The organism is Roseomonas elaeocarpi, from assembly GCF_042433915.1.
Taxonomy (GTDB): domain Bacteria; phylum Pseudomonadota; class Alphaproteobacteria; order Acetobacterales; family Acetobacteraceae; genus Roseomonas; species Roseomonas elaeocarpi.
In genome coordinates, this window is record NZ_JBHLUN010000002.1 from 183,335 (window position 1) to 197,996 (window position 14,662).

Sequence of the window (14,662 nt, forward strand, 5' to 3'; positions counted from 1 at the left end):
CGTTCGTCATGTAACCCGATGCTGCTTTTGTCGCTTGCCTGCCGCTCCTCAGTCCTGTGCCGTAGGACGGATCACGATGCTGCCGACATCCACCTCCGGCGGCTGCTCGATCGCGAATGCAATGCCGCGCGCGATAGCATCTGGCGGGATCGCGATGGCGGAGACCCGCTGCCGGGCGGCAGCCTTCGCCGCCTCGTCGGTCATCGAGTCCGCGAAGTCGGTGGCAATCACGCCGGGCGACACCTCGGTCACCCGCAGATGAGCCCCGGCCTCCTGCCGCAAGGCCTCCGTGATGGTCCGGACCGCGTTCTTGGTGGCGGCATAGACCCCCATGGTCGGCACGATCCGTAACCCGGCCGTTGAAACGACATTGACGATGTGGCCACTTCCCTGCCGCTGGAAAACAGGCAGCGCGGCGGCGATGCCATAGAGGACGCCCTTGATGTTGACGTCGATCATCGCGTCCCATTCATCCACCTTCAGCGCGTCGAAGCGCGAGATGGGACCGATGCCCGCATTGTTGACCAGAACATCAAGGCGGCCGTAGCGGTCGCATGCCAGTTTGACCAGGGCGTCCAGATCCGCGCGCCGGGTGACGTCGGTCTGCCGGTAGGCGGCCGTGCCACCCGCACCTTCGATCTCGGCCGCCACGGCCGCGAGGGGAGCGTCGCGACGCCCACCGAGGACAAGTTTGCCTCCCCGCGCGGCGAGCAGTCTCGCGCTGGCGCGGCCGATGCCGCTGCCCGCGCCGGTGATGGCGACGACTTTCTCGAGGCTCATGGCTGCATCCTTCTGCCGACGAGAAGGTGTGGGCACGAAGCCGGATGATCTATACTCAAGTCGCCATGGTTTTGTCGCATTCGTCCAGGAACTCCGACGACCCCTTATCCGACGTGCTCGTCACGCTCGGCGCGCGAAGCGTCCGCCGCACGCGGCTGGAGGCTGCGGGGGACTGGGCGCTCACCTTTCCGGCCCAGGCGCGGCTGAAGTTCGTCGCCCTCCTCCGGGGAAGATGCTGGATCATGGTCCCAGGCCAGCCGCCGCGCGCGCTCTCGGCGGGCGACACCTTCCTGCTCGGCAACACCGCCTACACGGTGGCGAGCCATCCGGATGTTACGCCGGACGACGGCATGCCCCTGTTCGCCGGTCCTGGCCGCGATGTCGTCTGCCTGGGCGGAGCCGAGACCGTCTCGGTCGGCGGTGTCATTGCCTTCGCGAACGGGGAGGCCGACTTCCTGCTGGATGCGCTGCCGTGCTTCATGCACATCGCCAGGCAGGCGCCCTCGGCTACCGCGGTCGTGCGAACTCTGAGCCTGCTGGAAGCCGAGACCGAGCGGCCCGGGCTGGGCAGCACCCTCATTATGGCCCGGCTGGCCGAGATCCTGCTCGTGGAAGCGATCCGCACCTACGTGGCCGATCATGGGAAGGAGAGCCATGGCTGGATCGGGGCCCTGGCGGACCGCCGGACCGGCGAGGCCCTCCGCCTGATGCACGGCAACATCGCCCATCCCTGGACCGTCGAGGAACTGGCGGCACGGGTCGGCATGTCGCGCTCGGCCTTCGCCGCCCTGTTCGCCTGCCGGGTTGGCCGCCCGCCGCTCGACTACCTGACGCATTGGCGCATGACACTGGCACGCCGCCTGCTGGAGCAGGGAAGCGTGGACGTCGCAATCGTCGCCGCCCGCGTGGGCTATACATCGCAGAGCGCATTCGGCCACGCTTACAAGCGCACGATCGGCCATTCACCGCGGCGAAGGGCGCGCAAGGCCTGAGCCGCAAGCGCCTGTTGATCCAGCCTCGCGTCCGGCCGGATGAGGCGTCCCCTTCTGGGATGCTGAATGTGGTCAAAGCATGATCGAGATGGGCGCGAGGCCGACCTTGCCGGATCTGGCGAAACCATGCTTTTCAGGCCGCAAGCCAGTTTCTTTCTGTCCGTTAACAACACGACGGTGGTCAAGCATAGGTTGCACCGGGATGGTCATGACCTCAGGCGTGGCAGTGCTGGTGAGTTGGCAGCAAGGGTTGCACGCGCATTACCAAGCTCCGCATGGCCGTCTCCGGCGTCTTCATCCCCAACACAGCAGCTTCCGCCTCCTCCTTGAACAGGTCGCCCGCGTGCAGCCTCGTCGAAGGCAGGCATCGGCCGTCGATGCCGATCACCTGGGGCGCCGCAGCGGACAGGACGGCCCGGCGTCGGACCAGCCGAAGCAGCGTGTCGTGGCTGACCCGCAGCCTCAGGCGCCTAGCCAGGCTCGCAGCCGGACGCCCGCCCAGCGCCAGCCCGAGATGATGGACCAGACCCTCCATCCGGGTGGTGCGTCGCGCGCGGGGCGCCAGCACCCCGGCGCCGAAGCGCTCAGTGAAAATCTGCCGCCGACACGTCACCGTGTCGCAGCGAAAGCGCCGTGCCAGGAGCAACAGCCGAACCGCCCGTCCGGCGACAGGCAGGTCCCACAGCCGGCGCAGGTAGCGGCTGTGAACCCGGCGGCGGATAGGCCGCAGGCGGGGCAGACACTCTCCTGCGCCGACGCCCGAACGGTGACGGTGGCCTGATCACCATCCATGACACAGCTTTCAACGATCAGCCCGTCCGGGACCAGGGCCGCTGACCGGAAAACCCGCTGCATGCTGCCGCCTCCTTTCGAGGAGAGGCAGCCAGGAGATACCCAGGTTCACCAGAACTGCGTCAGAGCCGATTTTCCACGCCGATAGGGGTCAGATCTCGATGCTGTTTGACAGTCTGGTGACCTCGCTCTGGTCCACCTCCTGCTACGTCCGCCCGTCGACCTCCGCGTATAACATCTGGTTATCAAGTCTGTGCCTCCGCTCAGTTCCCAAACCAAGCTGACTTGCGACACGGTCCGCAGGCCGCACCTGCCGCAGGAACCTATCCATGCTCCGGACCATACTGTCGTGTCTGGCCGCCACGCTGCTCGCCTCAAGCGCCTGGGCTCAGAGCTCTGGCTCGCCGACCCTGGACGCCATCCGTGCGCGTGGGGCGGTGACCTGCGGCGTGTCTGGCACCAATCCAGGCTTTGCCTTCGCCGACAGCCGCGGCGAGCTGCGCGGCAGCGAGGCTGACTTCTGCCGGGCCGTCGCCGCCGCCGCGCTTGGCGATGCCTCCAAGGTGAAGTTTGTCTCGCTGACCTCCACAAATCGCTTCACCGCCCTGCAATCGAGCGAGATCGACCTGCTGGTGCGCACGGCGACCTGGTCCCTCGGGCGCGAGAGCAGCCTCGGCCTGCTCTTCGCAGGCATCACGTTCTACGATGGGACGGCTTTCATGGTGCACAATTCCTCGGGCGTCCACTCGGCCAAGGAACTGGACGGTGCCACCATCTGCATCCTGCCCGGAACCACGACCGAGCTCGCCGTGGCCGACTACTTCCGGCGGACCAACATGCACTTCACGCCCGTGCTGATCGACAACGTGGCTGAGTTGCGGGCAGCTTTCCGGAACGGTCGCTGCGACAGCTACTCGACGGATGCCTCCGCACTGGCTTCGTTCCGCTCAAGCGAGGGTGCCGCGGCAGAGAACTACGTCCTGCTGCCCGAGGTGATCAGCAAGGAACCCCTCGGCCCCCTCGTTCGCAAGGGCGATGACAAGTGGTTCGACATCGTCCGCTGGACCCACTTCGCCATGCTGACGGCGGAGGAATTGGAGTTGACCAGCGCCAATGTCGAAGGCTCCCTCGGCAGCGCCAACCCGGATGTACGCCGTTTGCTGGGCATCGATGGCGATCTCGGGAGGTCCATGGGCCTGGACAGTCGTTGGGCCTTCAACGTCATCCGCCAGGTCGGCAACTTCGCGGAAGTCTGGGATCGCACCATCGCGCCCCTGGGGGTTCCCCGCGGCCAGAACCAGCTTTGGACCAAGGGCGGGCTCCAATACGCCCCCCCTATCCGCTGACGTCCTGGCACCACCTGGCTATTCCTGTTTTCAGCCCCTGACCCGAGGAATCCCATGCACGACCTGACCCGCTGCGTTCAGCACCCGGAAGTGTCTCAGGAAGGCTTCCGCAGCCTTGCCGTGCCGACCTACCGTGCCTCCACCATCACCTACGAGGACGGGGAAAGCTTCGCGGCGCGCAGCCAGCGCGGCTTCGACGGCTATACCTACGGCCTTCACGGCACGCCGACCACGCGCACGCTCGAGGCGCAACTGACCGCCCTGCACAACGGCGTTCGCACCGTGCTGGTGCCCTCGGGTCAGATGGCCGTCACGTTGGTCTTCCTGACCTTCCTGATGCCCGGTGACCGCGTGCTGGTGCCCGACAGCGCTTATGGTCCCGTACGCGGCGTCTGCCGCGACTTTCTGGCGCCTCGCGGCATCGACTACACGATCTACGACCCGCTGATCGGTGCCGGGATCGCCGACCTGATCGACGAACGCACCAAGCTGGTCTGGGTGGAGTCCCCTGGTTCGGGCACCATGGAAGTGCAGGACATTCCGGCCATCGTGCAGGCCGCGAAGGCCAAGGGCGTGCTGGTTGGCTGCGACAACACTTGGTGCACCCCGCTGCTGTTCAAGCCGCTGGACCACGGCTGCGACTTCGCAGCGGAAGCACTCACCAAGTACGTGGGCGGGCACTCCGACCTCCTGCTCGGCTCCATCACGGTCAAGGATATCGACCTGCGGCAGCGTATGAAGGAGGTTCTGCGCAGCCTCGGCATCGGCGTCTCGCCCGACGAGGTGGCGCTGGCGCTGCGTGGCATCGAGACGATGGGGGTGCGCCTGGCGCATGTGGGCCGGGTGTCGGAGGCTTTCGCCCGCCGCTTGCAGGATCACCCGCTGGTGGACCGGGTGCTACACCCCTGCCTGCCCTCCTGTCCGGGGCACGCGTTCTGGGTGCGCGACATCAAAGGCTCGGGCGGCGTGTTCAGCATCGTGCTGAAGCCCGGTGCGGAGATCGGGCTCAACCCGGCTCTGACGGCGATGAAGGTTTTTGCCATCGGCGCCTCTTGGGGCGGCACGCGCAGCCTGATTGCGCCGATGTCGGTCAAGGGCGATCGTACGGTGAACCCCTGGACGCACGAGGGTACTGTTCTGCGCATCAGTGTCGGGCTGGAGCAGGAGGACGATCTCTGGGCCGACCTGGAGGCACTTCTGGCCGCGCTGGCTCAGAGCGGAGCCCGTGCCGCGGCATGAGCGACAGTGCGAGCCGCACGGCGTCGTTCCTCTAGGAGTTGCTGCGCTTATCGACGCACTCGATCAGGTGACAGGCTGTGTCTACCGCGTCCTCCTTGAGGTCGCGGGACGCTGCACCGATGCCTTCTCGCATGCGGAAGAGCGTGAACGCGAGGGGGCAGTCCTGATTGGTCCCTGGTCCCGCGCCGCCATCAGCGCTGCCACGAGGTGCTTCACCAGGATCGACTTCTGCGTGTCCGGTCGGAATAGCAGGTAAGTCTTGAAGTAAACCTCAGGCTCGAAGGGTCGCATCACGAGGCCACGTTCGAGGAATCCCTCCGCCGCCACGGCCTGGGTGAGCCCAACGCCGATCCCCTCCAGCGCCAGGGCACAGACCGTGGCGGCGAAGGGTGTTTCCACAACCACGTTCGGCCGAGCTCCAGCCGCGTCGAGCACCGTGTTGAACCGCGCCCTGGCGCGGTCCTCGGCAGAAAGAGCGATAAACGGGACACCATCCAAGTCGGCTGGCCGGATGACTGCCTTCGCCGCCAGAGGGTGCCCGGGAGGCATCACGCAGCTGGCACGGCCAGTGGAGAAAACCCGGTGCTCCACACCCGTCAGGTTCACCTCGTCGGCGGCGAGACCGATGCTGAAGTTGCCGTTCACCACCAGATCCCGCACCTGGGCTGACAAGGCAATCTGGAAGGTGATGGCGATGTCCGGGTGCTGGCCGCGGAACATCCTGATAGCGCGTGGCACGACAGTGTTGCCGTAGGCTGCCAGGCTGGCGATCCGGATGGTCCCGGAACCGAAGTCGCGAATGCGTGCCGCCGATGTCCTGAGCCGGTCGAGCCCGATGAAGCTGGAGCGGACGTCCGAGAAGAACATCTGCCCTTCCGGCGTGGGAACGAGACGGCCGCGGACGCGATCGAACAGGGAGAAGCCGATGGCCGCCTCCAGGTCGGCGATGGCACGGCTTACGGCAGGCTGGGTGACCTGTAGCAACTCCGCCGCCCTGGACGCCGATCCGCTGATCATGACGGCGTTGAACACCTCGAGTTGGCGATGGTTCACCGCATCGTCTCCCGCACGTTCCGAAGCTCTGCCACTTCCGACACACCGTCCCGCTACTGATCCTATTAACCCAGGCGTTGAAGTCCGTACGCAGCCTTTATGGGAAGGGAAGCGTCCTACAGCTCGGCAATCACCATGGTCCGGCGGACCAGGGAGGATGAAGTATCTTTCACACCTGGAACAACGGCGGCAGCATCGTCGATCCGCAAAGGCACTGTCCGGGGCCAGGGCGCGCGGCATGGCAGGCTGGTACGCGAGCCCGGCCAAGGAGGCGCTGGTGCAGTCCTGGGTCGACGCCACCGAGCCTGCTGAACGCACCAGGATCGCGGCAGAGGTTCAGTCGCCCGCCTCGCTGACGCACCCACGGTTCCCGTGGGGCAGTTCCACATCCACATAGCCTATCGACGTACTGCAGGTCCTGCCTGAGGTCGGGCAGGACGTGATCGGCATCCGAGAGTTCAGGTTTGTACGTAATCTATGGTTTGCATGACCCTGGTGATCGTCCGCGCCACGGCCAGGACCTTCGGATCGTCCACGCCGGTGCGATACACCGTGAAGAGCAGGCCGTTCTCCACCGGCGGCTCGGCCGCCAGGACCTGCATGGTTCCCTCCGCGACGTAGCGCGCCGCCATCGGCAACGGCAACAAACCGGCACCAATGCCGCCAGCGACCAGTTCCGCGATGATGGCGACGCTGGTGCAGACGCTCAGCCGCGTTGGCGCCAGCCCACTGGCACCGAACCAGCGCGTGATCTGCCGGTGCATCGCCGAAGGCGGCGGATTGCTGATCACCGGCAGGGACCAGAGGTCGCGTGGCGCCACCGGCCCCGCCATTCCCCAGGCGGCGGGGACCACCCAGCTCGTCGGCTGGGCGCCGAGCGGCCTCAGGTGCAGCCGCTCGTCACCGATCGGGTTCAGCAGCACGGCCAGATCCAGCGTGTCCCGCAGCAGCGCCTGCTCCAGCGTCGTGCTGGTGGAGACCACCCATTCAGGCTGCAGGGCGGGATGATCCTGCAACAGCCCGGCCAGCAGGGGCGGCAGGCAGGTGACGGCGAACCCTTCCGCGAGGCCGACGCGGACCGGACCGGCCACGTCGCGCGCCGGGTCGGCGCCACCGATGCCACGCAGCTCGGCCATGATGGCTGCGACGCGCGGCAGCAACGCCCGTCCCTCGGCGGTCAGGCGCATGCCGCGCCCGGTGCGCTCCAGCATGTCGTGCCCCAGCGCGCCGCGCAGATCTTTCAGCCGCAGGGATAGGGTGGGCTGCGCTAGGTTCAGGTGTTGCGCGGCCCGCTGCGCCGAGCCGAGCTCGGCTGTCCAGAAGAAGGCCTCCAACTGCGCCAGCGTCACCCGCATCTTCAGGGTTTCCAATATAGCGAGTTTGGAACATCCCATTTGATTGGCGGAGTCAATGCCTGGATAAATAGGCCTTCGGAACGCGGCGAAGCTCGCGAACAGGGGGAACAGCTGTTGAACAACAGGCCTGACATCATCGCCAAAGCAGCGCGGCGCATTCTGCCGATCCTGATGATCTGCTATTTCGCCGCCTTCTTGGACCGCGTGAACATCGGCTTCGCGGCGCTGACCATGAATCAGGACCTGGGCTTCTCTGCCTCGGTCTTCGGCTTTGGGGCCGGTATCTTCTTTCTCGGCTACATCCTGTGCGAACTGCCCAGCAATCTGCTGCTGTTGCGCTTCGGCGCCCGCATCTGGATCGCCCGCATCCTGATCACCTGGGGCATCCTGTCCGCCGCCACGGCCTTTGTCTGGAATCCGGCCAGCTTCTACATCGTGCGCGTGCTGCTGGGCGCGGCGGAAGCCGGGTTCTTTCCTGGCATGATCTTCTACATCACGCTGTGGTTCCCGCAGGAATACCGCGCCCGCATGTTCGCTACCTTCAACATCGCGGTGCCGCTGTCCTCCATGATCGGTGCGCCGGTTTCCGGCCTGGTCATCGAGTACATGAACGGGCTGCAGGGTCTGGCGGGCTGGCAGTGGATGTTCGTCATCGAAGCGGTGCCTGCGGTGATCATGGGCGTCGTCGTATTGCTGGGCCTGCCGGAAAGCCCGCTCACCGCCACCTTCCTGCGGGAGGACGAGCGCCACTGGCTGTCCGGCCGCTTGGAGGCCGAGCGCGCGACACAGGAGAAGCAGGAGCGCTTCACCATCGGCCGCGCCCTGACCGATCCGCGCGTGCTGCTGATGTGCCTGATCGCGGTCGGGTTGGTGATGGGCACCACGGGCATTGCGATCTGGATGCCGCAATTCGTCCGAGCCTTTGGCCTCAGCACCGTGCAGACCGGGTTCGTCACCGCCATCCCTTCCGCCTTCATGGCGCTGGCCATGATCCTGGTGGGCCGCCACGCTGACAGGACGGGCGAGCGCGTCTGGCACGCCGCCGGTCCCTTCCTGGTCAGCGCGGTGGGCTTCGTGCTGGCGGCACTCAGCACCGATCCGCTGATGGGGCTTGTCGGGTTGACCATCGGCGCGGCAGGGATCGGCGGCGCCTCGCCCAACATCTGGATCTTCCCCACCACCCTGCTGACCGGCGCGGCGGCGGCGGCCGGCATCGCCCTGATCAACTCGGCCGGCAGCACCGGCGGCTTCTTCGGCCCCAGCATCATCGGCTGGGTGAGGGATGCCACGGGCGGCTTCAGCGGCGCCCAGCTGGTGCTGGCGGGCGTCATGGCGGTGACCGCCACCGCCATCCTGATCCTGGGCCGCTCGATGCGTGAGATGATGCAACGGCCCGCCGCCCCCCTGTCTGCCACGCCTCGTGAGGTGCGTTCGTGACCATCGCCGCCATCCGGCTCCACCACCTGGTGGCGCCACTGCCCGAGACCATCGGCAATGCCCTGATCTTCTTCGACCGGCGAGAAACCCTGCTGGTCGAGGTGGTGGACTCCTCCGGCCTGTCCGGCTGGGGAGAGACCTGGGCCGCGCCGGCGGCGGCGGCCGCCATCATCGAGGCACATCTGGCGCGCGGCGTGCTGCGCCAGGATCCGGCGCATCTCGGCCGCCTGTGGCGCGGGATGTGCGATGCTGCGGGTTCGGATACCCAGGGTACGGCGATGACGGCAGTGGCCGCGCTGGACATGGCCATGCACGACCTGGCGGCACGGCTGCAGGGCGTGCCACTCTCGACCCTGCTGGGCGGCGCGCTGCGGGACCGCGTTCCCGCCTATGCCAGCGGCCCCTTCTTCAAACCCGATGGCCACCCGTACCGCGACTTCGAGCGGGAGGCCGAGGGCTACCTGCGGGCGGGCTTCCGCGCCATCAAGCTGCGCAGCGGCTTCCGCCCGGCGGACGACGCGGCGATGGCCATCGCCATCCGGCGGCTGATGGGTGCGGAGGGCACGCTGATGCTGGACTTCAATCAGTCCTACACCCCGCGCGCCGCCCTGGCGGCCGCCGAGGCGATGGGACCGGCCGGTCTGCTCTGGATTGAGGAACCCGCTTCGCCGCAGGATCTGGCAGGCTACCACATGCTATCCGGCCAGTTGCGGCCAGCGCTGGCGGGGGGCGAGACCTACGGCAGCGCGGCCGAGTTCAAGCCCTTCCTGGATGCTGCCTGTATGGACGTGCTGCAGCCCGACATCGCCATCTGCGGCGGCCTCAGCGGGGTGGGTCGCGTGGTGGCCCTGGCGGAGCTGTACGACCGGCCGGTGGTGCCACATGTCTGGGGCGGCACGGTGAACTTCCACGCGGCGCTGCACCTCGTCGCAACCCTTCCCGCCCACCGGGCTGGCGGCGCCGTGCCCTTTCCGTTTCTGGAATTCGACGCGGGGCCCAACCCGCTGCTGGACCTCGCGGGACGGCCGGTCGTGAACGGCGACGGTACGGTGTCGGTCCCGACCGGACCCGGGCTCGGCATCGAGATACGGCCGGAAGTCCTGCTGCCCCATACGGTGTCCCGACGCGAGATCACCGCATAGCTCGGGGCAGTTCGGGCACCCAGGCACGAGGCATTGCTGTGTGGGCTCGGCACCGAACTATGGACCGGGTCAGCGCTGCGGTAACCACCACGATCTCGACCGCCTTGCGCCCGTACGGGTCATGCTTCGACCATGTTCGGCATCCCAGAAGCGGACGCGTCGTTCGGTCGGATGCGAGGTTGTGATGACTAGGCCAACCCGCACGGCGTGGTACGGGCTGGGCCGCATCACGCGATGCCCACGCGAATGACGGGTGATGCTGCCATCGATTGCCGGACGGCTCCAGGCACTCGACGGTCCGCCCTTCATCGGAAACGGTTCAGAGCAGGCCGCCCGCCTCGGCCACTCCCGACAGGTTGCGCAGCAGCTTGCCGTCGATACCAGCGGCGCAGCCGTAGTTCAGGAGGACGGGCTCTGCTTCCTTCAGGATTATCGCGAGCTCTCCCCCGGACCAAGCCCGCACCCTGCGCGAGCGGACCAATCCTGCCGGTAGCGGGATGACCGTGTGATAGGTGCGCCGAGGGTTCCGCTTGCCCGGCTTTGGGCAGGACGACGACGGCACAAGCTTCAACCGGAAGTACGAGCCGGGTGGCTGAGCTCGCCGCGTTCAGGGGCCCAGTGGCCGCCCCCCGTTGCGCAAGGCAGCCACCCAGCTTGGTGCCCGATCAGGAGGCGACCTGCTCCTTCCCCTGGCTTTGCCGACGGCCGGCCCTGGCTCACTTGGGGCCCTTCCCCAGGCGGCCACTCGGGAAAACGGTTGGCATGGGGATTGCTGAAAGCGTTTTCAAACATCCCTGACTGCTCCCGCGAGCCATTTCGATCGGAGAACCTATGCATCGTCGGTCATTCGCCCAGCTTGGCCTGTCGCTTGCAGCCCTGCCGCTGGCGATGCCCCGCAGGGCTGCCGCCGCGGACAAGCCGCTGCGGAAGGTCCGCATCGCCGTCAGCACCACGGTGCTGAACGTCGGCTACCCCATGCTGACGCTGCCCCTCACCCTCGGCTACTGGCGGGAGGAGGGCTACGACGTCGAGCTGATGCCGGTCGGCGCCTCGCTGCAGTCCATCCAGCAGATGGTGGGCGGCAATGCCGAGTTCGGCGAGGTCAACGCCAGCGTTATCGTTCAGGCCAACTCGAAGAACGGCCTGCCGGTGCGCATCGCCATGGGCAACGGCGTGATCGACTGGTCGGTGGCGGTGGATGCGAACGGTCCCATCACCTCGGCCAAGGACCTGAAGGGCAAGACGATCGGCGTGTTCAGCCTGGCGACGGGCGGCATTGCCTATTTCAACAGCTTCCTACGCAACAACGGCCTGGATCCGGCCAAGGACGTGGAGCTGGTGCCGCTCGGCCTCGGCGCCCCGCCCATCGAGGCGCTCCGCTCCGGCAAGGTGCAGGGGCTGCTGTACTGGGCCGCCGCCATCGCCTCCTTCGAGAATGCCGGCCTCAAGCTGCGCAAGTTGGTCGGCGAGGACTGGCGGCAGTACCCGGACTACACGCTGGCGGTGATGCAGGCCACGGTGGACAAGGACCCGGAGATGGTGGTCGGCATCGCCCGCGGCATGGCCAAGGCCACGGTCTACGCCCTCGCCAATCCGGATTGCGCCCGCCAGCTGCACTGGGACCGCTACCCGTCCACCAAGCCCACCGGCGCCGATCCGGAAACGCTGGTGCGCTGGGACCTCAACACCCAGCAGGCGCAGCTCGACAGCCTGAAGGACGCCTTCACGCTGAACGGCGGCAAGCTGTGGGGCAACGCGGACCCGGCCGCCTATGACCGGCTCGTGAAGTTCATGCTGGACACCAAGCAGATCGACAAGCCGGTCGCGGCCTCGTCGATGATGGTGAAAATCCCCGACTATTTCGAGAAAGTCGGCCGCTTCGACGTCGCCGCCGTGCAGGCCGCCGCGGCCGCGTGCAAGCCTTGATGGCGGAGGGCGCCTTCCTGCGGATCCGCGGCGTAGCAAAGACCTACGCCGCCAAGGACGGCAGCAGCGTGCAGGCGCTGACTGCCATCGACCTCGACATCCGCGAAGGTGAGTTCGTGACGGTGGTCGGCCCCAGCGGCTGCGGCAAGAGCACGCTGCTCAAAATCCTGGCAGGCCTGCTGCCGCGCTCGGCGGGCGAGGTGACGATCGGGGGACGCCCCCTGGCCGGGCCGAACGCCGCGCTGGGCGTGGTGTTCCAGGCGCCGGTGCTGCTGCCGTGGCTGACGATCTTGGAGAACGTGCTGTTGCCCGCCAAGGTGCAGAAGCTCGACCTCGCCACCGCCCGTGCGCGGGCGCGGGATCTGCTGGCCATGGCGGAGCTGAACGGCTTCGAGAACCGCTACCCTTCCGAACTTTCCGGCGGGATGCAGCAGCGCGCCGGCATCTGCCGCGCGCTCGTGCACGACCCGTCCATCCTGCTCATGGACGAGCCATTCGGGGCGCTGGACGCGATGACGCGGGAAACCATGAACGAGGAGCTGCAGCGCATCTGGCGGGAACGGCGCAAGACGGTGCTGCTGGTGACCCACAGCATTCCGGAAGCCATCTACCTGGCCGACCGCATCGTCGTGATGGCGCCGCGGCCCGGCCATATCGTGGAGGTGGTCGAGGTCGACCTGCCGCGGCCGCGCACGCTGGAAATGCAGAACACGCTGGAGTTCGGCCGCTACGTCAGCCACCTGCGCGCGCATTTCCGCGCCGGCGGGATGCTCGCAGCATGAACCGCCGTTCCGTACTGACAGGGCCGCTGCTGCCCGTGCTGATGGCGGTGCTGGTGTTCGGCGGCTGGGAGGCGGCGGTGTGGCTGCTTGGCATCCCTAAGATCGTGCTGCCGCCGCCTTCCGCCATCGTGCTGGCGCTGTGGGATGCAGTGGGGTCGAGCGAGTTCCACTGGCACTTGCTGATCACCTTGTGGGAGATCGTCGCGGGCTTTGCGCTGGGCGCGATCGGCGGCCTGCTGCTCGGCTTTCTCGTCGCGCTGTCGCCCTTGGCCGAGCGCCTGGTGTATCCTTACATCGTCGCGTTCCAGACGCTGCCCAAGGTCGCCGTCGCGCCGATCATCGTGATCTGGTTCGGCTACGGCCTTTCCTCCAAGATCATCATCACCGCGACGATCGCCTTCTTTCCGCTGCTGGCCAACACCATCATGGGCCTGCGCTCGGCGCCCGCCGACCAGATCGAGATGCTGGTGTCCTGCACCGCCACGCGCTGGCAGGTGTTCCGCATGGTGCGGATGATGGCGGCCCTGCCTTACATCTTCGTGGGGCTGGACGTCGCCATCGTGCTGTCCGTCATCGGCGCCATCGTCGGCGAGTTCGTGGGCGCCAAGGCCGGGCTCGGCTTCCTGCTGATGCAGAAGAACTTCAACTTCGACATGGCCGGCACCTTCGCCATCCTGGTCGTGCTGTCGCTGATCGGCGTCGTGCTGCACGTCATCGTGCAGGCGGTGCAGCGGCGGGTCATCTTCTGGATGAACACCGCCGGCGACCGGCCCATCTCCGTTTGAAAACCCCAACCATGCTGGAGGAGTCCCCGATGTCCCAAGCCGCAATATCCAACGCGCCCCGCGCCGCCACGGCGGACGAGGTTCCCGTTCTCGACCTGACGGCGCTCAACGAGGGCGGTGACCTCGCCCCGCTCGCGGAGCGGCTGCGCCAGGCCTGCCTGACCACAGGCTTCTTCTACGTGAAGAACCACGGCATCCCGCAGGACGTGTTCGACGGCGTGTTCCAGGCCACCAAGCGCTACTTCGACCTGCCGGAGGAGCAGCGGATGGCGCACAAGATGGATGACCGCTTCCGCCGTGGCTTCATGCCCCAGGGCATCAATCAGCACCCCGGCTACGCACCCGACCTGAAGGAAAGCTACGAGATCGGCGTGGACCTGCCGCTCGACCATCCCGCCGTCGCCGCCGGGCTGCCGCTGCACGGGCCCAACCGTTGGCCCGCCGAATGCCCCTGGCTGCGGGAAGCGTCGGAGGCCTATTTCGAGGCGGCAAAGGCGCTGGGTCTGCGCCTGACGCGCGTCTTCGCCGTCAGCCTCGGCATGCCGCCCGACCACTTCCTGCAGTGGTGCACCAACCCGATGGTGCAGATGCGCCTGTTCCATTACCCGCCGCAGCCGCCCGTGGTGGACGAGAACGCCTTCGGCGTGGCGCCGCACACCGACTACGGCATGATCACCCTGCTCTCCCAGGACCCGATCGGCGGGCTTGAGCTGCAGAAGCGCGACGGCGAGTGGGTCAGCGCGCCCTACATCCCCGGCACTCTGGTGGTGAACCTCGGCGACCTGTTCCAGCGCTGGACCAACGACCTGTACCGCTCGAACCTGCACCGGGTGGTGAACCGCACGGGCAAGGAGCGCTTCTCCATCCCGATGTTCTTCAACCTCGATTACACCGCGCCGGTGGCCTGCCTGCCCAGCTGCCAGTCGCCTGAGAACCCGCCCAAGTACGAGCCGATCAACGCGGGCGACTACCTGCTCAGCCGCTTCCGCACGGTGCAGAAGTATCGCGACGCCGCGGCCTGATCGCGTGGCCG

General features: G+C 67.1%; 14 protein-coding genes. 9 read left to right on the plus strand and 5 right to left on the minus strand.

The features are described 5' to 3' along the window. Window positions 1-48: 48 nt before the first annotated feature. A complete protein-coding gene (locus ACFFGY_RS02635; protein ID WP_377042818.1) occupies window positions 49-780 on the minus strand; it encodes an SDR family oxidoreductase in 732 nt (243 codons plus the stop codon). A 44-nt stretch (window positions 781-824) separates the two neighbouring features. Between ACFFGY_RS02635 and ACFFGY_RS02640 the strand changes: the two genes are divergently transcribed. Further along, a complete protein-coding gene (locus ACFFGY_RS02640) occupies window positions 825-1,772 on the plus strand; it encodes an AraC family transcriptional regulator (RefSeq protein WP_377042819.1) in 948 nt (315 codons plus the stop codon). Window positions 1,773-1,986: 214 nt separating this feature from the next. Here ACFFGY_RS02640 and ACFFGY_RS02645 read toward each other — a convergent pair whose 3' ends face one another. Next, complete coding sequence (locus tag ACFFGY_RS02645) at window positions 1,987-2,418, minus strand: hypothetical protein (protein WP_377042820.1); 432 nt, start codon at window positions 2,416-2,418, stop codon at window positions 1,987-1,989. Between the two features lie 475 nt (window positions 2,419-2,893). Here ACFFGY_RS02645 and ACFFGY_RS02650 point away from each other — a divergent pair, with 475 nt between their 5' ends. Together ACFFGY_RS02650 and ACFFGY_RS02655 are read left to right on the plus strand one after the other, a co-directional pair. After that, entirely contained in the window at window positions 2,894-3,910 is a 1,017-nt protein-coding gene (locus ACFFGY_RS02650) for an amino acid ABC transporter substrate-binding protein (protein ID WP_377042821.1), read from the plus strand. Window positions 3,911-3,964: 54 nt separating this feature from the next. Further along, complete coding sequence (locus tag ACFFGY_RS02655; protein ID WP_377042822.1) at window positions 3,965-5,149, plus strand: trans-sulfuration enzyme family protein; 1,185 nt, start codon at window positions 3,965-3,967, stop codon at window positions 5,147-5,149. A gap of 81 nt (window positions 5,150-5,230) precedes the next feature. On the opposite strand, the gene ACFFGY_RS02660 is transcribed toward ACFFGY_RS02655, so the two are convergent. Together ACFFGY_RS02660 and ACFFGY_RS02665 are read right to left on the minus strand one after the other, a co-directional pair. After that, a complete protein-coding gene (locus ACFFGY_RS02660) occupies window positions 5,231-6,202 on the minus strand; it encodes a LysR substrate-binding domain-containing protein (protein WP_377042823.1) in 972 nt (323 codons plus the stop codon). 458 nt (window positions 6,203-6,660) lie between these two features. Beyond that, on the minus strand, window positions 6,661-7,557 hold the full coding sequence (locus ACFFGY_RS02665) for a LysR family transcriptional regulator (RefSeq protein ID WP_377042824.1): 897 nt from the start codon (window positions 7,555-7,557) through the stop codon (window positions 6,661-6,663). Window positions 7,558-7,671: 114 nt separating this feature from the next. On the opposite strand from ACFFGY_RS02665, the gene ACFFGY_RS02670 reads away from it, so the two are divergent. Beyond that, on the plus strand, window positions 7,672-8,994 hold the full coding sequence (locus ACFFGY_RS02670) for an MFS transporter (protein ID WP_377042825.1): 1,323 nt from the start codon (window positions 7,672-7,674) through the stop codon (window positions 8,992-8,994). Continuing rightward, window positions 8,991-10,136 carry a mandelate racemase/muconate lactonizing enzyme family protein gene (locus ACFFGY_RS02675; protein ID WP_377042826.1) on the plus strand — a complete coding sequence of 382 codons (1,146 nt, stop codon included), beginning with the start codon at window positions 8,991-8,993 and terminating at the stop codon, window positions 10,134-10,136. Before ACFFGY_RS02670 ends, ACFFGY_RS02675 begins: the two co-directional genes overlap by 4 nt. 319 nt (window positions 10,137-10,455) lie before the next feature. On the opposite strand, the gene ACFFGY_RS02680 is transcribed toward ACFFGY_RS02675, so the two are convergent. Further along, window positions 10,456-10,599 (minus strand): hypothetical protein, encoded by a 144-nt coding sequence (locus ACFFGY_RS02680; RefSeq protein ID WP_377042827.1) that lies wholly within the window; start codon window positions 10,597-10,599, stop codon window positions 10,456-10,458. Between the two features lie 368 nt (window positions 10,600-10,967). On the opposite strand from ACFFGY_RS02680, the gene ACFFGY_RS02685 reads away from it, so the two are divergent. Genes ACFFGY_RS02685 through ACFFGY_RS02700 form a run of 4 tightly spaced genes read left to right on the plus strand, consistent with a single transcriptional unit; the run spans window position 10,968 to window position 14,651 of the window. After that, a complete protein-coding gene (locus tag ACFFGY_RS02685; protein ID WP_377042828.1) occupies window positions 10,968-12,062 on the plus strand; it encodes an ABC transporter substrate-binding protein in 1,095 nt (364 codons plus the stop codon). Continuing rightward, the gene (locus ACFFGY_RS02690) at window positions 12,062-12,844 is read left to right on the plus strand and encodes an ABC transporter ATP-binding protein (protein WP_377042829.1); all 783 of its coding nucleotides are present in this window, start codon (window positions 12,062-12,064) and stop codon (window positions 12,842-12,844) included. The genes ACFFGY_RS02685 and ACFFGY_RS02690 overlap by 1 nt, the downstream gene beginning before the upstream one ends. Beyond that, window positions 12,841-13,629 (plus strand): ABC transporter permease, encoded by a 789-nt coding sequence (locus tag ACFFGY_RS02695; protein ID WP_377042830.1) that lies wholly within the window; start codon window positions 12,841-12,843, stop codon window positions 13,627-13,629. The genes ACFFGY_RS02690 and ACFFGY_RS02695 overlap by 4 nt, the downstream gene beginning before the upstream one ends. 29 nt (window positions 13,630-13,658) lie before the next feature. After that, window positions 13,659-14,651, plus strand: a complete 993-nt coding sequence (locus tag ACFFGY_RS02700) for an isopenicillin N synthase family dioxygenase (protein WP_377042831.1) — start codon at window positions 13,659-13,661, stop codon at window positions 14,649-14,651. The last annotated feature ends 11 nt before the right edge of the window (window positions 14,652-14,662 follow it).